This window comes from Achromobacter deleyi (assembly GCF_013116765.2).
Lineage (GTDB): Bacteria > Pseudomonadota > Gammaproteobacteria > Burkholderiales > Burkholderiaceae_B > Achromobacter > Achromobacter deleyi_A.
Genome location: NZ_CP074375.1, coordinates 1,930,857 through 1,950,913, shown reverse-complemented (window position 1 = coordinate 1,950,913; position 20,057 = coordinate 1,930,857). Strand labels below are relative to the sequence as shown.

The 20,057-nt window shown below is 65.4% G+C and carries 15 protein-coding genes; 7 read left to right on the top strand and 8 right to left on the bottom strand.

Going from position 1 to position 20,057, the window contains the following annotated elements:
- The first annotated feature begins 14 nt into the window (after positions 1–14).
- Together HLG70_RS08745 and HLG70_RS08740 are read left to right on the top strand one after the other, a co-directional pair.
- The gene (locus tag HLG70_RS08745; protein WP_234103016.1) at positions 15–2,111 is read left to right on the top strand and encodes an acetate--CoA ligase family protein; all 2,097 of its coding nucleotides are present in this window, start codon (positions 15–17) and stop codon (positions 2,109–2,111) included.
- A gap of 41 nt (positions 2,112–2,152) precedes the next feature.
- On the top strand, positions 2,153–3,304 hold the full coding sequence (locus tag HLG70_RS08740) for an acyl-CoA dehydrogenase family protein (RefSeq protein WP_171662154.1): 1,152 nt from the start codon (positions 2,153–2,155) through the stop codon (positions 3,302–3,304).
- A gap of 15 nt (positions 3,305–3,319) precedes the next feature.
- Here the strand turns inward: HLG70_RS08740 and HLG70_RS08735 are convergent, their stop codons facing one another.
- Positions 3,320–4,237, bottom strand: a complete 918-nt coding sequence (locus HLG70_RS08735; protein ID WP_171662155.1) for a LysR family transcriptional regulator — start codon at positions 4,235–4,237, stop codon at positions 3,320–3,322.
- A 144-nt stretch (positions 4,238–4,381) separates the two neighbouring features.
- On the opposite strand from HLG70_RS08735, the gene HLG70_RS08730 reads away from it, so the two are divergent.
- Positions 4,382–4,786, top strand: a complete 405-nt coding sequence (locus HLG70_RS08730) for a RidA family protein (RefSeq protein WP_171662156.1) — start codon at positions 4,382–4,384, stop codon at positions 4,784–4,786.
- Positions 4,787–4,915: 129 nt separating this feature from the next.
- Complete coding sequence (proP, locus tag HLG70_RS08725; RefSeq protein WP_171662157.1) at positions 4,916–6,448, top strand: glycine betaine/L-proline transporter ProP; 1,533 nt, start codon at positions 4,916–4,918, stop codon at positions 6,446–6,448.
- A 68-nt stretch (positions 6,449–6,516) separates the two neighbouring features.
- Here the strand turns inward: proP and HLG70_RS08720 are convergent, their stop codons facing one another.
- The 3 genes from HLG70_RS08720 to HLG70_RS08710 all read right to left on the bottom strand — a co-directional run bounded on the left by HLG70_RS08720 (position 6,517) and on the right by HLG70_RS08710 (position 10,968).
- Positions 6,517–7,320 (bottom strand): SDR family oxidoreductase, encoded by an 804-nt coding sequence (locus HLG70_RS08720; RefSeq protein ID WP_419144812.1) that lies wholly within the window; start codon positions 7,318–7,320, stop codon positions 6,517–6,519.
- A gap of 72 nt (positions 7,321–7,392) precedes the next feature.
- A complete protein-coding gene (locus HLG70_RS08715; RefSeq protein ID WP_171662159.1) occupies positions 7,393–10,143 on the bottom strand; it encodes an MGH1-like glycoside hydrolase domain-containing protein in 2,751 nt (916 codons plus the stop codon).
- A gap of 168 nt (positions 10,144–10,311) precedes the next feature.
- Positions 10,312–10,968 carry an isochorismatase family cysteine hydrolase gene (locus tag HLG70_RS08710; RefSeq protein WP_171662623.1) on the bottom strand — a complete coding sequence of 219 codons (657 nt, stop codon included), beginning with the start codon at positions 10,966–10,968 and terminating at the stop codon, positions 10,312–10,314.
- A 177-nt stretch (positions 10,969–11,145) separates the two neighbouring features.
- Between HLG70_RS08710 and HLG70_RS08705 the strand changes: the two genes are divergently transcribed.
- From HLG70_RS08705 to HLG70_RS08695, 3 genes are all read left to right on the top strand, one after another.
- On the top strand, positions 11,146–11,889 hold the full coding sequence (locus HLG70_RS08705; protein WP_171662160.1) for an SDR family NAD(P)-dependent oxidoreductase: 744 nt from the start codon (positions 11,146–11,148) through the stop codon (positions 11,887–11,889).
- A 165-nt stretch (positions 11,890–12,054) separates the two neighbouring features.
- Positions 12,055–12,534, top strand: a complete 480-nt coding sequence (locus HLG70_RS08700; RefSeq protein WP_171662161.1) for a VOC family protein — start codon at positions 12,055–12,057, stop codon at positions 12,532–12,534.
- 130 nt (positions 12,535–12,664) lie between these two features.
- Entirely contained in the window at positions 12,665–13,834 is a 1,170-nt protein-coding gene (locus HLG70_RS08695; protein ID WP_171662162.1) for a GGDEF domain-containing protein, read from the top strand.
- 36 nt (positions 13,835–13,870) lie between these two features.
- Here HLG70_RS08695 and HLG70_RS08690 read toward each other — a convergent pair whose 3' ends face one another.
- The 4 genes from HLG70_RS08690 to HLG70_RS08675 all read right to left on the bottom strand — a co-directional run bounded on the left by HLG70_RS08690 (position 13,871) and on the right by HLG70_RS08675 (position 19,876).
- On the bottom strand, positions 13,871–14,758 hold the full coding sequence (locus tag HLG70_RS08690) for a hypothetical protein (protein WP_171662163.1): 888 nt from the start codon (positions 14,756–14,758) through the stop codon (positions 13,871–13,873).
- A 355-nt stretch (positions 14,759–15,113) separates the two neighbouring features.
- Positions 15,114–16,055 carry a dihydrodipicolinate synthase family protein gene (locus HLG70_RS08685; protein ID WP_171662164.1) on the bottom strand — a complete coding sequence of 314 codons (942 nt, stop codon included), beginning with the start codon at positions 16,053–16,055 and terminating at the stop codon, positions 15,114–15,116.
- A gap of 57 nt (positions 16,056–16,112) precedes the next feature.
- Positions 16,113–16,898 (bottom strand): SDR family oxidoreductase, encoded by a 786-nt coding sequence (locus tag HLG70_RS08680; protein WP_171662624.1) that lies wholly within the window; start codon positions 16,896–16,898, stop codon positions 16,113–16,115.
- A gap of 56 nt (positions 16,899–16,954) precedes the next feature.
- Positions 16,955–19,876 (bottom strand): FAD-binding and (Fe-S)-binding domain-containing protein, encoded by a 2,922-nt coding sequence (locus tag HLG70_RS08675; RefSeq protein WP_171662166.1) that lies wholly within the window; start codon positions 19,874–19,876, stop codon positions 16,955–16,957.
- Positions 19,877–20,057: the final 181 nt, after the last annotated feature.

The following is a 20,057-nucleotide window of genomic DNA, read 5'->3' as shown; positions in this document are numbered from 1 at the left end:
CAACTGCCTCATCCATGACTTCCCCGACGTTTGCCGACGCGCTGCTGTCGCCCCGTGCCATCGCCCTGGTGGGCGCTTCGGGCGACACACGCAAGAACACCGCGCGCCCGCTGCGCTTCATGCGCAAGCACGGCTATACGGGCGCCATCTATCCCATCAACGCCGCCCGCGCGGAGATCCTGGGAGAGCGCGCCTATCCCTCGCTTGACGGGCTGCCCGGGCCGGTCGACCACGTATTCATCATGATCCCGGGCAGCGACGTCGCCGCCTTGCTGCCGTCCTGCGCCCAGGCCGGGGCCCGGGTCGTGACGGTCTATTCCGACGGCTTCGGCGAGACCGGACCGGACGGCCAGGCCCGCCAGACGGAGCTGGTGCGACAGGCGCGAGAGCTGGGCTTGCGCCTGCTGGGGCCGAACAGCATCGGCCTGGCCGATCTGCATACCGGCGGAATCCTGTCCGTCAATGCCGCCTTCGAGGCCGATACCTTGCTGCCCGGCGACATCAGCATGGTGTCGCAGAGCGGCTCGATGATGGGGTCGCTGCTGTCGCGCGCCGCCGCGCGCGGCTTCGGATTCGCCAAGTCGGTTTCGGTCGGCAACGAAAGCGACATCACCGTGGGGGAAGTGGTCGACGCGCTGGTGGACGATCCGCATACGAGAGTCATCCTGCTCTTTCTGGAAACCTTGCGGGACGCGCCCACCCTGGCCCGGGCGCTGACGCGCGCGCGCGCCGCGGGCAAGCCGGTGGTCGCCTACAAGCTGGGCCGTTCCGAACAGGGCGATGCGCTCGCGCAGTCGCATACGGGCGCCATGGCGGGCAACGATGTGGCGGTCGATGTCTTCATGAAGGCCTATGGCGTCATGCGGGTGCGGACCCTGGAAACCCTGTTCGAGATCGCGCCGCTTGCGGCCCGCTACGCCTTGCACCGCCATGCCCGTCCTCCGGTGGCCGATGCGGCGGCCGGGGCTGAAACCCGGGTGGCGGTCATCACCACGACGGGCGGCGGCGCGGCGACCGTGGTCGACAATCTGGGCCTGCATGGCCTGGTCGCCGTGGCACCGCCGCAAGACTTCATCCAAAGCATCGCCGAAAACGGCCTGAATATCCGCCAGACCCCCGTCATCGACCTGACGCTGGCGGCGACCAGCGCGCAATACAAGATGCTGCTCGACCAGCTGCTGCGCGCCGACTGGTGCGACGCGGTCCTGAGCGTCGTCGGGTCTTCGGCGCAGTTCCATCCCGGCCTGGCCGTCCAGCCCTTGCTGGAAGCCGAGAAGCCCGGCGACAAGCCGCTGGCGGTTTTCCTGGCGCCGGAAGCGCCGGAGTCGCTTGCCCTGCTGCGAGAGGGCGGTATCGCCGCCTTCCGCACGCCGGAAGCCTGCGCCGACGCGCTGTCGGTGTTCTTTGCGGCTGCGGGCGCGCCACCGGCGCCGGGCGCGGACGTTGCCTGGCCTGGCGAGCTTCCCCGGAACGGCATGCTGAGCGAACACGAAGCCGGGATGCTGTTCCGCAGCCTGGGCGTGCCCGTGGCCGAAGGCCAGCTTCTTGCGCCCGGCCAGCTCGGCCATACCGTTGCATATCCGCTTGTCGCCAAGGTCTGCTCGCGCGACCTGGCGCACAAGACCGAATTGGGCGCCGTCCGCGTAGGCATCGCCGATGCGCAGGCGCTGGAGCAGGCCGTGCGCGAGATGCTGGATGCCGTAAGCCGGCATGCGCCGCAAGCCCGGGTGGACGGCATCCTGGTCCAGCCCATGGAGAGCCGCCTGATCGAGCTGATCCTGGGCTACCGCCACGACCCGCTGGTGGGGCCCACGGTGCTGCTGGGCGCCGGCGGCATCGCCGCCGAACTGGCGCCGGACTACGCCGTGCGCCTGGCGCCCGTGGATGTGGACGAAGCCCGGCGCATGATCCGCGAGGTCCGCCAGACCCGATTGATCCGCGGCTTTCGCGGTCTTCCCCTGGGCGATTGCGAAGCCCTGGCGCACGCCATCGCGGCGTTCTCGCGGCTGGCGCTGGCCGTCGGCGTGCGCGTCGAGGAAGCCGAAATCAACCCCTTGTTCGTCCGCGCCGATGGCGTGGTCGCCGTCGACGGCCTGGCGCGCCTGGCCTGACGCACCGTACGCATTCCCACTCTTGCCTGAGGAAACATAAGATGGACTTCAAACTGACCCCGGAACAACAGGATTTCCAGACGGCCGTGCGCCGGTTCGCCGAGCGCGAACTGCGCGATGGCGCCGTCGAACGCGCCCATTCCGATGACTACCCCTGGGACATCGCCCGCAAGATGGCGGGCCAGGGCCTGCTGGGCATCACGGTGGCGCAGGAGGACGGCGGCGTCGGCGGCTCGCTGATGGACGCCGTCATCGCCATCGAGACCGTCGCGTCCGTGTGCCCGCGCAGCGCCGACGTGGTGCAGGCGGGCAACTTCGGCGCCATCCGCGTGCTGGCCGAATACGGAAGCCCGCTGCAAAAGCAGAAGTACCTGACGGGGCTGCTGGCGGGCGAAGGGCTCATCTCGGTGGGCATGACGGAACCGGACGCCGGCTCGGCCGTCACGGAACTGAAGACCAGCGCAACGCGCGCCGATGGCGGCTGGCGCATCAACGGCACCAAGATCTTCACCACGCACGGCCCGCATGCCAGCGTCATCCTGGCCTATGTGCGCTTCGGGCCGGGCACGGGCGGCATCGGTTCGGTGCTGATCGGTACCCGGGACGAAGGCGTGAAGCTGGGCAAACGGTCGGCCTTCATGTCCGGCGAAGAATGGGTCGAGATCTTCTTCGACAATGTCTTCGTGCCGGACGACATGGTGGTGCTGGGCGAAGGCGGCTTCAAGAAGCAGATCGCCGGCTTCAACGTCGAACGCATCGGCAACACCGCGCGCTCGCTGGCCCTGGGCCGCTATGCATACGAAGAGGCGCGCAACTGGGCCATGCAGCGCAAGCAATTCGGCCGCCTGCTGTGCGAGTTCCAGGGCTTGCAATGGAAGTTCGCGGACATGAGGATCAAGCTGGACGCCGCCCAGCTGCTGCTGTACCGGGCTGCGACCGGCGCCGACACCGGCTTTCCGTCCGCCACGGAAACCGCGATCGCCAAGGCCTACTGCAACCAGGTGGGTTTCGACGTGGCCAATGACGCCCTGCAGGTGCTGGGCGGGCTGGGCTATAGCCGCGAATCGCTGGTCGAATACTGCGTGCGCCGCTGCCGGGGCTGGATGATCGCCGGCGGCTCCATCGAGATCCTGAAGAACCGCATCGCGGAAGGGATCTTCGAGCGCAGCTTCCCGCAGCGCCCGCCGCGCTGAGGGGGATCGTGAACGCTATGGGGCAGCCACCGGCGTGTATTGCCCCATCAGCTCAACGATCCAGTCGATGAACACGCGCAGCTTGGCGCTGACATGGCGGTTCGGCGGGAATGCCACATACAGGGGCATCGGGTCGAGCCGCCAGTCCTCGAACAGCGGCGTCAGCTCGCCGTTCGCCAGGTAGGCCCTGGACATGTAGTCCGGCAGCCAGAGCACGCCCATGCCGGCCAGGCCGGCCGCCAGGTAGGCGTTGCCATCGTCCACCGCCAGGACATAGCGGCCCTGCACGTTGACGCTTTCCTCGCCGCGGCGCATGGCATAGGGCAGGGCGCGGCCGGTACGCGACCACAGAAAGCCCACGATGCGGTGGTGCGTGTCTTCGAGTTCGCGCGGGTGCGCGGGCGTGCCCGCAAGTTCCAGGTAGGCGGGCGCGGCGTAGACGCCCAGCCGCAGGTCGCCCACGCGCCGTGCCATCAGCGACTGGTCGGTCAGTTCGCCGCCGCGCACCACGCAGTCCACGTTCTCGCCGATCAGGTCCACGATGCGGTCGCTCACGCCCATGTCGAGCTGGATGTCGGGGTAGCGGGCATGGAACGCCGGCAGGGCAGGCACCAGGATCATGCGGGCCAGCGGGCTGGGCACATCCACCCGCAGCCGGCCCCTGGGCGCCTCGGAGGCGCTGGAAAGGCTGGTCTCGGCGTCATCCATGTCCGCCAGCAGCCGTATCACGCGCTCGTAGTAGGCGGCGCCGTCGGCGGTGACGTTGACCTTGCGGGTGGTCCGGTTCAGCAGCCTGACGCGCAGCCGGGACTCGAGCTGCTGAACCAGCTGGGTCACGCTGGTCTTGCTCATGTGCAGGGTTTCGGCTGCCTTGGTGAAGCTGCCGGTCTCCACCACGCGCGCGAAAGCACTCATTGCGTCGAAACGGTCCATCGCTGCTCCAGATTGTTCGGGGGGATTGTTTGGATTCTACAAATAGTGATGGCTGGACTTGCCCGTTTATCCTCCCGGTGCGCGCCTTTACAGTTTCTTCATCGTCAATACGGGCTGGCTTCGGCCCACAGATGGAGATATCCGATGGCAACACGCGACGTTGTTTTTCCGCCCGGGCGCCACGCGCTTTATGAGCGCAACCGTTATTCCCCGGCGATCCGGTCCAACGGCTTTCTGTTCGTGTCCGGCCAGGTCGGCAGCCGCGCGGACGGCTCACCCGAACCCGACCTGGGGGCGCAAGTGCGGTTGGCGTTCGACAATCTGAACGCCATCCTGGCGGCGGCTGGTTGCACGTTCGATGACGTGGTCGACGCGACCGTCTTCATGGTCGATCCCGAATCGCAGTTCGAAACCATCTGGAAGGAGGTGCCCGAGTACTGGGGCAACGCGCCGCACCCGACGCTGACGGCGGTTGGCGTGACATGGCTTTATGGCTTCCAGTTCGAGATCAAGGTGATCGCGAAGCTGCCGGCGGGCGGGGAGGGGTGATCCGCAAGGATCGGAGGAGCCGGACTGCAGTTTCGCCGATGAGACCGCAGTCCGGCTCCCGCGTACGACGATGACCGTCGGCGAATTCAGGTCCATAATCGACGTGTTGCGTCTTATGGATGGCGAGTCATGGCAGAAACCACTCCGTCGTCACAAGAGGTCCGGCCGCTAGAGATCGGCGACATCACGGTCATCGACAACACCAAGCTGAAGAAAGCCGTGACGGCCGCCGCGCTTGGCAATGCGATGGAATGGTTCGACTTCGGCGTCTACGGCTTTGTTGCCTTTGCGCTGGGCAAAGTATTTTTCCCGGATGCCTCGCCCGCGGTACAGACCATCGCCGCCTTGGGCACGTTTTCCGTGCCCTTTCTGGTGCGGCCCTTGGGCGGCGTGTTCTTCGGCGTCATGGGCGATCGCTTCGGGCGGCAGAAGGTACTGTCGCTCACCATCATCATCATGGCGATCAGCACCTTCTGCATCGGCCTGATCCCGTCCCATGCATCCATCGGCCTGTGGGCGCCCATCCTGCTGCTGCTATGCAAGTTGGCGCAGGGCTTCTCGGTGGGGGGCGAATACACCGGCGCCGCCGTCTTCGTGGCCGAGTACGCGCCCGACAGGCAGCGCGGCTTCCTGGGCAGCTGGCTCGATTTCGGCTCGATCGCCGGCTTCGTGGTCGGCGCGGGCATGGTCGTGCTGCTGCAGACCATGTTGGGCGACCAGACCTTCCTGGACTGGGGCTGGCGCGTTCCCTTCTTCGTGGCGGGCCCGCTGGGGCTGCTGGGCCTGTACCTGCGCCACGCCGCCGAAGAGACTCCCGCCTTCACGCAGCAACTCGAGAGACTGGAAAAAGAAGACCGCGACGCCCTGCAGGACCGGCCGGCCGTTTCTTTTCGCGAGATCTTCGCCAAATACCGCCGCTCGCTGATCGTCTGCATCGGCATGGTGCTGGTGACCAATGTTACCTACTACATGCTGCTCACGTACATGCCCACCTATCTGTCGGGCAGCCTCGGCTATACCGAAGGGCATGGGGTGCTCATCATCGTGGTCGTGATGGTGGGCATGCTGTTCGTGCAGCCGGTCGTCGGGTTCGTCAGCGACAAGATCGGCCGCAAGCCCTTTCTGCTTGCCGGCAGCCTGGGCCTGCTGGTGTCGGCCATGCCGGCATTCTGGCTTATCGGCAGCCGCAACACGGGCCTGATCTTCCTGGGCCTGCTGCTTATTGCCGTGTTCCTGAACTGCCTGATCGGCATCATGGCGGCCACGCTGCCCGCGCTGTTTCCCACCCGCATCCGGTACAGCGCGCTGGCCAGCTCGTTCAACGTGGCCATCATCTTCGCCGGGCTCACGCCCACGGTGGCCGCATGGCTGGTGGAAGAAACCGGCAACCTGATGATGCCGGCCTTCTACCTGATGGTGGCCTCGGTCGTGGGCCTGGCCACTTCGTTCTTCCTGCCTGAGACGGCCAACCGCCCGTTGCGCGGCGAGACGCCCACCGCCTCCAGCCCGCGCGAGGCCAAGGTGTTGCTGCAGCAAGCCTACGAGCACATCGAGCAGAGCGTGCAGGATGTCGACGGCGAGATCGCCGCGCTCGAAGAAAAACTGGAAGTGCTGAAGGCGCGCCGGCAGCGGCTGACGGATCGGCATCCGGATCTGGGATGACTGTGGCGCGGTGAAGCGCGCTTGCGCGCCCGTCGCGGCAAAGGCTTGCCACATGGCGGCAGAGAGGATCAGCCCCCCGATTCAAACCCGGGATACAAGGTCATTCCGCCATCGACGAATATCGTCGTCCCGACGATGTAGTCGGAGAAATCCGACGCCAGCCAGACGGCGGCACGGCCCACCTCGTCGGGCTCGCCGATGCGCTTGTAAGGAACCAGCTTCATCAGATCGGCATAGGCTTCGGGCGTGGACCAGGCGGCGGTGTTGATCGGCGTCCGGATGGCGCCCGGCGCAATGGAATTGACGCGGATGCGCTTCTCGGAAACTTCCTGGGCCAGGCTCTTCATCAGCAACATCAGCCCCCCCTTGGAGGCCGCGTAATTCACATGGCCTGCCCATGGGATGACCTCGTGGACGGAACTGGTGAAGATGATCTTGCCGGCGGCAACCGAAATGCCTGGCCGCACGCCGCGACGGAGGAACTCGCGCACCGCCGAGCGTGCGCAAAGAAATGCCCCGCGCAGGTTGACGTTCATCACGGCGTCCCAGTCCGCAAGGCTCATCTCATGGAAGGGCGCATTGCGTTCCCTGCCGGCGTTGCTGACCAGGATGTCGACGGTTCCAAATTCACGCACCGCTGCGTCGAACATGGCCTGGACCTGGGCCTCGTCGGCGACATCGGCCTGTACGGTCATTGCACGCTGTCCCCCGCTGCGTATCTCTTCGGCCACCACCTCGGCGTCCGCGGGGTTGGTGACGTAGTTCACGACCACGTCGGCGCCAGCTTTCCCGAGTGCGACGGCGACGGCGCGGCCGATGCCGGAATTGGCGCCGGTCACCAGCGCAGTCTGCCCTTTCAGCGAGATCTGCAGTTCCGGAGACGGTCCTGCGGGCTCCGGCGTGTTCATGTCAGCATTGAAGTTCTGCATGATGAGTTCCTGGGGTCAGTTGGCGGACAACCTGATCGCTCGCAGCGCCGCTGCTTCGGCGCCCGGCATGAGCAGAAGATCCTTCGACATCACGGCATTCATCCGAACGATCTGCGCGACGCAGCCCGTCCAGCCGGTTTGATGGCTGGCTCCGATTCCCGCGCCCGTATCGCCGTGGAAGTACTCATGGAACAGGATCAGGTCGCGCCAGTGCTCGTCTTGCCAGAGCACGTGTTCCGCGCCGTTCGACGGCCGGCGGCCGTCGGCGTCGCGCAGAAAGATCCGGGTCAGGCGATCTCCCAACTCCTTGGTAACTTCCAGCAGGGTCATCATCTTCCCCGAGCCGGTGGGGCACTCGATCTTGAAGTCCTCCCCGAAGTAGGCGTACAGCCGTACCAGCGAATAATAGAGAAGGAAATTTATCGGCATCCAGACCGGGCCGCGCCAGTTGGAATTTCCGCCAAACATGCCCGTGTCGGACTCGCCGGGCACATAGCTGACCCGATGCTCTTGTCCCGCGTGGTTAAAGACGTAAGGATGCTCAAGGTGGAACCGCGACAACGCCCGGATGCCATGCGGGCCGAAGAATTCGGCTTCGTCCAGCATGCGCGCCAGAATGCGGCGCATTTTCTGCTCGTTGACGGTTGCCAGCATCCGGCGGTTGACGACGCCGGGTTGCTGGGGCAGGTGTGTGTTGGCGGCCAGATCACCGTGGCGCTCCAGGAATAGCCGGGCGCGCGCCCTGAAATTGGGCAATCTGGCGAGTATGTCCTCTTCAAACACGGCAACGGCGGCAAGCGGAAGCAATCCGACGATCGAACGCACCTTCAGACGCATGGCGCGACCGTCCGGCAGGCGCAGCACGTCATAAAAGAACCCATCTTCCTCGTCCCAGGCTTCGTCCTCGTGTTCGCCGACGCGGTCCAGCGCGCCAGCGATCAGCAGCGTGTGCTGGAAGAACTTCTCGACGAACTCTTCATAGAGAGGCTCGTGCAGCGCGAGTTCAACGGCGATACGCAACATCTGCTGGCTGAAAAACACCATCCAGGCCGTTCCGTCGGCCTGGTCAAGATAACCGCCCGTGGGCAGGGGAGACGAACGGTCGAACACCCCGATATTGTCGAGTCCGAGAAAGCCGCCCTCGAAGACATTGGCGCCGGTCCGGTCCTTGCGGTTGACCCACCATGTGAAGTTGACCAATAACTTGGAGAACGCATACTTGAGAAACTCGATGTCTCCGCGTCCATCGCGCCGCTCCTTGTCGAGGACGTAGAGCTGCATCGTCGCCCAGGCATGCACGGGAGGATTCACATCGCTGAAGTTCCATTCGTAGGCGGGAAGCTGGCCATTGGGATGCAGGTAGTCATTGCGCAGCATCAGGTCGAGTTGCTGCTTGGCGAAGTCCGGGTCGACGATGCCTAGCGGAATCATGTGAAATGCCAGATCCCAGGCGGCATACCACGGGTACTCCCATTTGTCCGGCATCGAGATGATGTCGTCGTTGAACATATGCGCCCATTCGCTGTTGCGCACGCGCCGGCGCTCCCGTTGCGACAGCTTGCTGCCCGCGCCATGTTCTTCGAGCCAGAGATCGAGGTCATAGTAGAAGTACTGCTTGGACCAGAGCATTCCGGCCAAGGCTTGCCGCATGACGTTGGCGCGGTCGGGGTCGTCGCGAACGGTGAGCGGCGTTATCGACCGGTAGAAGTCGTCGGCCTCCCTCAGCCGCTGCGCGAAAACCGCATCGAAGTCGTCGAAGGGCGCGAAAGCGGCGTCGGGAGACCGGCACGTCAAGCGCAGCCGGACGACCTGGGATTCGCCGCCACCGATATTCAGCTGGTAATGGCAGGCCGCCTTGGTGCCTCGCCTGGCCGGATTGACCGCTGCGGCGTCGCCCCGCAAGATGAACTCATGGATACCATCCTTCGTGTACGGCGACGCGTTGGCCGTGCCGAACAGCCGGGCGTTGTTGGTTTCGTTCTCGGTGAACAATAAGGGAACGTCGGCGTCGCAGTAGAGGTAGTAGTCGCCCAGGGGTTCCTGTGGCGGCGCGCCGCTGTGATGCGCGTGGATCGTGGCCTGCCTGCTCGGCAAGACGCTTTCAACAAGGGGTTTCGGGCCACCCTCTGCATACGACCACGTATTTCTGAACCACAGGGTCGGCAAGAGGTGCAAAGGCGCCGCATGCGCGCCGCGATTGAATATGCTGATTTGCACCAGCATGTCGTCGGGGGCCGCCTTGGCGTATTCCACGAAAATGTCGAAATACCGTTTGTCGTCGAAAACGCCCGTGTCCAGCAGTTCGTATTCGGGCTCATTCCTGCCACGGGCGCGATTGGTTTCGACAAGATCGGTGTACGGGTAGGCAGCGTGGGGGTACTTGTACAGATACTTCATGTACGAGTGCGTGGGAGTCGAGTCGAGGTAGAAGTAGTATTCCTTCACGTCCTCGCCATGATTTCCCTCGCTGTTGGCCAGGCCGAAGGCGCGCTCTTTCAGAATCGGATCGCACCCGTTCCACAACGCCAGCGCGAAGCACAGCAGCTGGTGGTCATCGCTGATGCCGCCCAGGCCGTCCTCCCCCCAGCGGTAAGCGCGCGATCGGGCTTGATCATGGGTGAAGTAATTCCAGGCGTCACCGTTGTCGCTGTAGTCTTCCCGGACCGTTCCCCATTGCCGCTCGCTCAGGTACGGCCCCCATTTTTTCCAGGCTGCGCGGTTCGCGTGTGCTTCGGCAAGCCTTTGCTGCTCTGCGTCATTGCCCATGGCTTCTCTCCTTCGCGCTGGAAAAGCCTGATGCGTGGACCGGAATGCGCGCACGCCTGAAGGCCAGGCGCCCTGATTCGCCGGGGGAACGGCGGGGCCGACGCGCGAACCATCAATATTCGCCTTTCGCGCCCAGGATGCAAGGGATTTGAACCGCAGCCGGGTTCGCTAAGCCAGCAACGACAATGCGTCCGCAAGAGACAGCACCGTGGTGCGCGACTCGAATGCCGTTGAGAAAAGATGATCGTGCACGACCTGATCCGGGTCATAGCAGCAGTCCTTGACCGTGATCAGCCGGAAGTCCGCGTCGCTCGCGTACGCGACCGACGACAGCATGACACCGGTCGACGCGATGCCCACCATGAGCAGCGTATTGATGCCGCGCGCCGAGAGCCGCAGCTCCAGGTCGGTGCCGAAGAACACGCTGGCGCGATGCGCGAGGATAAGCGGTTCGTGGGCCTGCCTGCCCAGCTCCGGCGCGATCTGGTCATCGACGAACAGGCCAAGCTGCTTGATCCCTTGTCCGTTCTTGTTCAGCGGGCTGACTTCGGGATAACCCGGGCCGAACTGGATCTGGGCGAAATAGACGCCAACGCCCTTGTGCCGCGCGGCATCGCACAGCTTGCGCGTATTGGCGAGCAAAGCGGGGGCGACGGATGGAAACAGCCCCATGATGTCGGTCTGGTAATGCATGACCAGCAGAGCGGTTTGCGTCGGCAGGATCGGGGGAATCCGTGGGTCTGGGCTTTGCCCCGTGGCGGCACTTCCCGTGCCTGCTTGCCGATCGGCCGGATTGGCGGCTCCAGATTCAATGCTTGGCGACATGATGGGTAGGGGCAATGGAAAGATGCCATGAATCTACCATGGCCGCCTTGGCCGGTTGTCGGGAAACGGGCCCGTGGCGATCCGCTGGCGGAGCATTCGACAAGGCCGCAAGGATTGTTGACAATCCGTCAGTGAAAACCAGCCCGCGGCCGACACCGATCTCCGCACCCATACCCCATGAAAACCACGTCTCCCGTCGCGCTTGTCACTGGTTCCACTTCAGGCATCGGGGCCGCGATCGCGCGGCGGCTGGCCAGGGATGGATACTCGGTCGTCCTGCATTCAAGGACGTCGGCGGAAGCGGGGCAGGCCCTGGCCCGGGACCTGGGATCGGCGGCATATGTGCAAGCCGACCTGGCCCATGACGCGGACCGGGTCAGGCTCATTCGCGAAGCGACAGCCATATGGGGGCGGCTCGACGTGCTGGTCAATAACGCCGGGATCAGCCGTGTGATCCCTCATGGGGACCTGATGGCCGCGACGCCCGAGGTATGGCAGGAACTGCACGAGGTCAATGTGGTTGCCCCGTTCAGGCTGGTGGCCGAAGCGCAACCGGCGCTGCGCGAGGCCGCGGCGCGGGGCAGGCCGGGCTGCGTTGTGAATGTCAGCTCTCATGCCGGCGTCCGGCCCAAGGGGGCATCCATACCCTATGCGGCGACCAAGGCGGCGCTGAACCATGTGACGCGCCTGTTGGCTCTATCCCTGGCTCCCGATATCCGCGTGAATGCCGTTGCGCCCGGCCTGGTGGATACGCCGCTGACGGCGGATTGGGCGGATGCACGGAAACTCTGGAATGAGCGCTCGCCCATGCGCAGGGCCGCCAGCCCCGAGGACATTGCACAGGCCGTCGCGCTGCTGGTCGCCTCGGACTATCTGACCGGCGAGATTCTGCTCTCGGATGGGGGCTTGAACCTTACGTGATGAGGACGTGGGTTTGCATCGCGCGGCGCGACGTGCACGACACCACGGGCGGGGCTCCTGACGCGGAAACCGGTTTTCGGCATGGCGCAACTTGGAATATCCTTGAACGTCGCACGCGGCCGCATGGTCTGAAGGCATGGACCATGCCAATTCAGGAGAACCACGATGGGCAGCAAGAACACGATTTGCCTCTGGTACGACGGCACTGCGCTGGACGCCGCGACTTTCTATGCCAAGACGTTCCCGGACAGCGCCGTAGGCACGATCCTGCGTGCGCCCGGCGATTACCCCTCCGGTAAGCAGGGCGATGTCCTGACGGTCGAGTTCACGGTGATGGGCATTCCTTGCCTGGGCCTGAACGGAGGCCCGGCCTTCAAGCACAGCGAGGCGTTCTCGTTCCAGGTCGCGACCGACGACCAGGCCGAAACGGACCGCTTGTGGAACGCAATTGTCGGAAACGGCGGCCAGGAAAGCGAATGTGGCTGGTGCAAGGACAAATGGGGACTGTCATGGCAGATCACGCCGCGCATCCTCGTCACGGCAATCAATGATCTGGACCAGGCCGCGGCCAAGCGTGCGTTCGACGCCATGATGGACATGAAGAAGATCGATATTGCCGTCATCGAAGCGGCTTGGCGTGGGTGAACGACGCCTGCGCCGCCTTGAGGACCCCCGCGGCCCGCGGGCCGGCCCTGTTCGCCCGTCCGGCCGCCGGTTTTCACCGTAAAATCCGGCAGCCGCCGCGATGTTTCGGCGAAATCCTCCCACGTCCGAGATGTACGTCGATCTCCTCACGCTTTACTTCCTAGCAATCGGAACGCTACTCGCCAGTGCCGGGATGACGTTCTGGGAGCAGCGGGCCAATCCCAAGCGCAGCAAGGAATTGCGAGTCCTGGCTGCGGGATTCGCCACGCTCGCGATCGGGTGTGCGGCGGCGCTGTTCCGCCGCGACCTGCCCGGCGCGATCGGCTCCGCCATCAGCAATCTGGTCATTCTTGGCGGCTACCTCCTGATCCTCAACGGCGTCGCGATGCTGGGCGGCAGGCAGTATCGGCGCACGTCGGCCGGCATTCTCCTTGGCATGGCGCTGGTTTGGACTATCGGCGGCGCCCGCTGGCTGGACGCCATGTGGAGCCACGTCAGCTCGGTACCGATAGCGATCATCAGCGGCCTGACGGCCTGGGAAATGCTCCGATGCAACGCGATGAAATCCCTGAACGCCAGGTACATCGTCGTGGCCGTGACGGGCGTCCATACCGCGCTGTATGCCGCCAGGGCGTTCGTCCTGCCCTGGCTGACGACGGGGCCGGGGCAGGCGATACAGTCGCTCGCCGGCAAGCTCACGATCTATGAAGGTGTGCTGTACTCGGTGATCTTGCCGATGACGCTGCTCAAGCTCATCCGCGACGAGACCCACGGGCAACTCCTGCTGGATTCCCAGACGGACTATCTGACGCGCCTGGGCAACCGCAGATGGTTTTTTGAGCAGGGCGCGCGCGTGATCGACGGCCGGGAACGGCAGGGCGCGGTGTCCGTGCTTGCGTTCGATCTCGATCATTTCAAGTCCATCAATGACCGCTATGGCCACCAGACGGGCGACCGTGTGCTCAAGTCATTCGCGGAAATCGCCCGGAGCGTGTTGGGTCCCGATGCGATTCTGGCGCGTATCGGCGGAGAGGAATTCGCCGCGCTGCTGTGGGGCGACGACGCCATCCGCGCCAAGGCGCTGGGAGAGGCCGTCGCGCAGCGATTCGCCGAAACGATTTCCAACCGGACCGGCAGCATAGGCATTCCGGCAACGGTCAGCATCGGCCTTGCGCGGTTCGACAGCGATGTTCCGGCCATCATGGACGGACTGGCCATCGCGGATCGGGCGCTGTACCGCGCCAAATCGCTGGGCGGCAATCGCCTTGAAGTGGCGCAGGCCGCGCCCGTTGCCGCCTGATTGCCAGCAGGCGCCCGGCGCCTGCATCAGCCGGCCTCAGCGGATGGCGTACGCCTTGCGCGCAGGGTCATAGGCGTAGCTGGCGGCGTCGGCGGGGCCGAGGCGGCGGGTCTTGTCCGGCCCGGCTATGGTGGTGCCGCTGAGCTTGACGGTCAGCAGCGGCATGTCGTTGCCGCCGTTCGGAGTGAAGCTGAGTTCCCCGTCGCTGCGCGTACACGGCATGACCTCGCCGTCCGCGCAGGCCAGGCTGTTGTCCTCTCCGCTGAGAACGTTGCCCACGTAAGCCCAGACCTTGTCGTTGACGTCGTCCTGCCGCTTCTCCGGGACGGTGAACACGAAGATGTCATAGGCGCTGACCGTGATCCCGTTGTCGAAGCTCTCGGTCGGCACCGCCAGCACCAGCTTGCCCGAGGGCGTGCGGTGTTCGAGCGGCTTGCGCCTGGTGTCCACTTCGGGGGCCCTTTCATAAGCGCCGAACTCACCGATGGTGGGCTCCATTCCCCGGAACTTCCAGGGGCGTTCAGCCTTGGGGTCGGCCAGGATGAAGGTTGCCTCGGACAGGTTGACCCGGGTGTCGGGGCCGGCGTTGTCCTCGCCGGACTGGCCGTATTTCTTCGCGGTCTCCCATGCGAAGCCCGTGAAGTATTCGGTTCCTTCCAGCTCAAAGGCGTGGCCGAACCAATAGGTGGCGATGCTGCCATTTTCCACTTCATAGGAGGTGGCGCCCTTGCCATCTATCTGATGGATGAAATACAGGACGGTGCCGCCATCGGGCGGCGTCACGGCGGCCTGGGCGTGGGCGGCCTGCGGTGGCGCGGCGGTCGCCGTGGCGGGGCTCAGGGCTGCAAACGTGGCGGCAAGCAGGCCGGCCGCCGCCTGGCGGGACCACGAATCCTTGCCGTAAAACTTCCGCGAAATAGCCATGAACTCGTCTCTCAATATTTAAAACCGCAGGGATCCTGCCGTCCGGGAAAAAGCAGGCGCAAGCCGCGATTGTCACGGCCATGACGACGGCAAGGGTCTGAATTTAAATTGGAATTTAATGGTGTCAAATCACCGGCGGCATCGAACATAGATGCAGTGCTCCGATGATGTCAAGATGACTCTGACCCCGGATCGGTGCGGCCGATATGCGTGGGAAGCCCGGCGAGGTCGCGGGTGAGGGCGCTGCGGGCGGCGCGGCCCCGGTCAGCGGCGCGAGGGATGCCGAAAACCGGGGCTAACTTACTGTTACCTTGGAAATACTCTGGGTTACCTGGCTGCGACGATCGGCGCGCCGCTAGGCCTGGACCAGGTCCTTGGCCCGCGCATCATGCCGGCCCAGGCGGGTCAGCAGATGATCCACCTCGGCCTTCGCCTGGGCGGTCAGCGCGCTGCCGGGCCGGCGTTGCGCCGCGCTGGTCAAGATACCCCGGCGCATCATCACGTACTTGCGCACCGCCAGTCCCACGCCGGGCTGCTGCTCGTAGCGCAACAGCGGCAAGTGCGCGTCGAACAGATCGTGCGCGGCTTCGGTCTTGCCTTCGCCCACCCATTTGACGAAATCGCACAGCATGTCGGGGAAGCAGTAGCCGGTGTTGGCGCCGTCGGCCCCGCGCGCCATCTCGTAGTCCAGGAACAGGCCGTTGTTGCCGCAAAGGATCGAGATGTGGCGCATGGCGCCTTCGGCTTCGAAACGGCGCAGTGCCGAGATCTTCTCCAGGCCGGGCCAGTCCTCGTGCTTGAGCATCACGCAAGAGGGCAGGTCGGTCACGATGCGCCGGATGACCGACGGCGCCATCTGCACGGAGAACGTCAGCGGGTAATCCTGCAGCACGAAGGGCACGTCGCTGCCGATGGCCTCGACCGCCTGGTGGTAGTAAGCGACGATCTGGTCGTCGGTGCGCAAGGTGTTGGGCGGCGCGATCATCACGCCGGCCGCGCCGCGGTCCATCACTTCACGCGTCAGCGAACGCATGGACGCGAATCCGGGCGCCGACACGCCCACCACGATGGGCATCCCGCCGGCTTTGCCGATGACCTGCGAGGCAATCTCCAGCGATTCCGAGAAGTCCAGCTTTGGCGCCTCGCCCAGCTGGCCCAGCACGGTCAGGCCGGTCGAGCCGCAAGCCTGGTAGAAATCCATCATCCGGTCGATCGAGGCGTGGTCCACGGCGCCGTCGTCAAAGAACGGGGTGGGGGCGATGGGGAACACGCCCTTGGCGTCAGCAGTCAGTTTCATCGTCTGTGTCCTTGAAGTGTGGTTGCGGCATCCGCCGCGCTGCGCAATCGGCGCGTCCTAGATGCTGGCGATCAGGCCGCCGTCTACCCGGATCGTCGATCCGGTAATGTAGCTGGCCCGTGCGCTGGCCAGGAAGGCGACCGCGTCGCCGTATTCCGCGGGGTCGCCATAGCGGCCCACGGGGATGGCGGCCGTGCTTTCGCGGCTGACGTCGTCGACGTTGCGGCCCTCGCGTTTTGCGCGGGCTTCGTCCAGAAAAGTGATGCGGGCGGTTGCGATGCGGCCAGGCAGCACGATGTTCGATGTGATGCCGTCCTTGCCCACTTCGCGCGCCAGCGTCTTGGACCAGCCCACCAGCGACATGCGCAGCGCGTTGGAAATGCCCAGGTTGGGAATCGGCGCGATCACGCCCGACGAGGTGCTGGTGATGATTCGTCCCCACTGCCGTTCCCGCATGCCGGGCAGCACGCGGTCGGTCAGCTTGATGACGGACAGCACCATGCCTTCGAATTGCTCGCGCCACAGCTCGGCCTGCTGACCGGAGGAGGGCGTGGGCGGCGGACCGCCGGTGTTGTTGACCAGGATGTCCACCGGGCCGACGTTGGCCTCGATCCAGCCGACCTGGCTGTCGAAGGCGTCCAGCGCCCGCAGATCCCACTGCAGCGCAAAGGCGGCCAGGCCCTCGGCCTTGATCCTGTCCGCCGTGGCGGCCGCCGCGTCCAGGTTCAGGTCGGCCACCACCACCTTGGCGCCTTCCTGCGCCAGCGACCATGCGATGGCGCTGCCCAATCCGCCGCCGCCGCCCAGCACCAGCGCGGTCTTGTCCTTGATACCCAAATCCATCATCTACCTCCACAAAAGAAAAAGCCTGGCCGGCCAGGATCTGCTGGCGTCCGGCCCTATGTTGCCTGTGCCGCTGTCGCGGGCTGCTGCGTAATCGCAAGATGCAGCAATTCGGCCAGGTGCATGACCTCGCGTCCGGCCGATTGGCGGATCTGTTCGCGGCAGCTAAAACCATTGGTCAGCACGATGGTGTCCGCCGCCGCCGCGCGCACGGCGGGCAGCAGGCTCTGCTCGCCCACCGCCAGCGACAGCGCGGCATGTTCCGGGTTGAAGCCAAATGAACCCGCCATGCCGCAACAGCCGCTGTCCAGGTGCCGGGCGCGGGCGCCCATCGCCGCCAGCAGCGCCACGTCGCCCTTGGTGCCGAACAGCGACTTCTGGTGGCAGTGCGCATGCACCAGCACATCGCGGTCCAGCCTGGGCGGCTGGTAGCCTGCCTGGTGCAGGAAGTCGCCCAACAGCGTCGCCATGCTCGATACCTGGCGGGCGCGCGGATCGTCCGGGAACATCTTCAGCAATTCGTCCTTGAATACCGACATGCAGCCGGGTTCCAGCCCCACGATGGCGACCGGCCCGTCGTGGTCCGCACCGGCTTCGCCCAGTTGCGGGCCGATCACGTCCAGGATCTTGCGCAACCGTTCGCGCGCCAGATCCAGATAACCGAAGTCGTACAGCGGCCGTCCGCAGCACAAGGGCTTGTCGGGCAAGACGGCCTCGTAGCCCGCGTGCTTGAGCACGCCGACGGCGGCGGCGGCCACCTCGGGGTGGAAGTGTTCGCAGAACGTGTCCACCCACAGGATGACCCGCTTCCTGCCCGCCGCCGCCGGCGGGTGCTGGCGGCGGTACGGGCGCCGGGCGAAGCGGGGCAGGTCGCGTTGCGCCGCCACGCCGCCGATCTTCTTGGCCCATGGCGCCAGGTAGCGGTTCTGCGTCATCAGGTTGGCCAGCCACGGCAGCCTGGCGGCCCAGGGAGCCCAGTCGCCGATGCGCCCCATCGTCAGCGCCTGCCTGGGGCGGCGCGCGTTTTCGTAATAGTGCGACAGGAACTCCGCCTTGTAGGACGCCATGTCCGTATGCGTCGGACAATCGCTGCGGCAGCCTTTGCAGGCCAGGCAGGTGTCCAGCGCCTCCTTGACCGGCTGGCTGCGCCAGCCGTCCTGGATGACCTCGCCTTGCAGCATCTCCCAGAACAGCCGCGAACGGCCGCGCGTGGAAAAGCGTTCGTCCTTGGTGGCGCGATAGCTGGGGCACATGGTTCCGCCTTTCTCGCTGCGGCAGCGGCCCATGCCCACGCAATGCTCGATGGCGCGCTGGAAGCCGTCGCCCTCGGGACTGCCGAAATTCAGCCGCGTATGGATGTTGACGGTCTTGTAGGCGGGGCCCATGCGCAGGTTCTCGTCGACGCGATAGGCATCCACGAGTTTGCCCGGGTTCATCAGCCCCTTCGGATCCCAGATGCGCTTGAAGGCGCGCATCGCTTCCATCAGTTCCTCGCCGAACATGATGGGCAGGAACTCGGCCCGGGCCTGTCCGTCGCCGTGTTCGCCCGTCAGCGAGCCGCCGCAGTCGACGACCAGCTGGGCCGCTTCGCGCAGGAAGGCGCGAAATGTCGCCACGCCTTCCACGGTGCGCACATTGAAGGTCACGCGCGCATGCACGCAGCCGTCGCCGAAGTGTCCGAACAAGGAAGTCCGGTAGCCGTAGCGGTCCACCAGCGCCTGAAAACCGCGCAGATAGTCGCCCAGCCGCAAGGGATCGACTGCCGCGTCCTCCCATCCTACCTGGGGATCGGGAATGCTGGGATCGATCGACAATTGCGTGGCCGACGCGCCGTTCTCGCGGATCGACCAGACCCGCTTCTGGATGGCCGGGTCCGAAATCACCCGGCAGCTCGGCACCGGCCCGGCGGGGCGCGCGCTGAAATACGCCTCGGCGCGTCCGGCCTGCGCCAGCGCGTCGGCCAGCGTGTCGCCGCCGAACTCCACCACGACCCAGGCGTCGCCATCGGGCAGCAGCGCGATCTCGTCTTGCGCCAGCCCGCGCGCCTGCAGGCCGCGGATGATGGCGCGGTCCAGCCCCTCGATGGCGATCGGGCCAAAGCGCTGGTACTCGGGCACGGCGTCCGCGGCAACGTAGATATCCGGAAAGCCCAGCACCAGCACCACGCGCACGGCGGGGCTCTTGACCAGGCGCACGCGCGCCTGCAGGGTCAGCGCACAAGTGCCTTCCGAGCCCACCAGCGCGCGCGCCACGTTGAAGCCGTTCTCGGGCAGCAACTGGTCCAGGTTGTAGCCGGATACCCGGCGCTTGATGTCGGGGAAGCGCTCGCGGATCAGCGCGGCATAGCGGTCCCGCAAATCCCGCAGGTCGCGATAGATCTGGCCGCGACGTCCGCCGGCCGCGATGATGCGCTCCAGCTCGTCTTCCGGCGTCGGGCCAACCCAGAAGCGCTCGCCGTCGCAGGTCATGATCTCCAGCGCCTCGACATTCTCCAGGGTCTTGCCCGCCATCACCGAATGCGGGCCGCAGGAGTTGTTGGCGATCATTCCGCCCAGCGTGCAGCGGCTGTGCGTGGACGGGTCGGGCGCGAAGGTCAGGCCGAACTCCTCGGCCCGGTCCCGCAGCGCGTCGCAGATCACGCCCGGCTCGACCAGCGCCGTGCGCGCCAGCGGGTCGAGTTCCAGGATGTGGTTGCAGCGCGCGGACAGGTCGAAGACAACGGCGTGGTTCACCGTTTGTCCGCTCATGGACGTGCCCGCCCCGCGCAGCAGGATAGGCGCGCCATGCTCCTCGCAGATGCGCACGCCCGCCACGAATTCTTCCAGGGACGCCGGCACCACCACGCCGATCGGCACCTGCCGGTAGTTGGACGCGTCGGACGCGTACACCGCGCGATGCCCGTCATCGAACCTGACGGATGGGCCCAGCTTGCCCACCAATGCCTGGTGGACTGCCGTGAACGCTTTGCTGCCTGTCATGCATGACTCCCTTGGGCACTCTGGCCTTCCGGGCTATTTTCCGTCGGTCGCCGGTTTTCGGAAAACGGAAAATACTCGGGTAGGTCATTCGTTTTATGAATGATCTTCGCGGAGATGCCGGGGCGGGGCAGGGCGATTCAAGCTACGGATTAACCGTGCCGCGGTATAGTCATTCGATTGA

Coding starts and splice junctions, on each gene's coding strand:
- HLG70_RS08675 (WP_171662166.1), bottom strand. CDS start 19,876: ATGACAGGCAGCAAAGCGTTCACGGCAGTCCACCAGGCATTGGTGGGC.
- HLG70_RS08695 (WP_171662162.1), top strand. CDS start 12,665: ATGTACGTCGATCTCCTCACGCTTTACTTCCTAGCAATCGGAACGCTA.
- HLG70_RS08685 (WP_171662164.1), bottom strand. CDS start 16,055: ATGAAACTGACTGCTGACGCCAAGGGCGTGTTCCCCATCGCCCCCACC.
- HLG70_RS08715 (WP_171662159.1), bottom strand. CDS start 10,143: ATGGGCAATGACGCAGAGCAGCAAAGGCTTGCCGAAGCACACGCGAAC.
- HLG70_RS08710 (WP_171662623.1), bottom strand. CDS start 10,968: ATGTCGCCAAGCATTGAATCTGGAGCCGCCAATCCGGCCGATCGGCAA.
- HLG70_RS08705 (WP_171662160.1), top strand. CDS start 11,146: ATGAAAACCACGTCTCCCGTCGCGCTTGTCACTGGTTCCACTTCAGGC.
- HLG70_RS08735 (WP_171662155.1), bottom strand. CDS start 4,237: ATGGACCGTTTCGACGCAATGAGTGCTTTCGCGCGCGTGGTGGAGACC.
- HLG70_RS08740 (WP_171662154.1), top strand. CDS start 2,153: ATGGACTTCAAACTGACCCCGGAACAACAGGATTTCCAGACGGCCGTG.
- HLG70_RS08700 (WP_171662161.1), top strand. CDS start 12,055: ATGGGCAGCAAGAACACGATTTGCCTCTGGTACGACGGCACTGCGCTG.
- HLG70_RS08690 (WP_171662163.1), bottom strand. CDS start 14,758: ATGGCTATTTCGCGGAAGTTTTACGGCAAGGATTCGTGGTCCCGCCAG.
- HLG70_RS08680 (WP_171662624.1), bottom strand. CDS start 16,898: ATGGATTTGGGTATCAAGGACAAGACCGCGCTGGTGCTGGGCGGCGGC.
- HLG70_RS08745 (WP_234103016.1), top strand. CDS start 15: ATGACTTCCCCGACGTTTGCCGACGCGCTGCTGTCGCCCCGTGCCATC.
- proP (WP_171662157.1), top strand. CDS start 4,916: ATGGCAGAAACCACTCCGTCGTCACAAGAGGTCCGGCCGCTAGAGATC.
- HLG70_RS08730 (WP_171662156.1), top strand. CDS start 4,382: ATGGCAACACGCGACGTTGTTTTTCCGCCCGGGCGCCACGCGCTTTAT.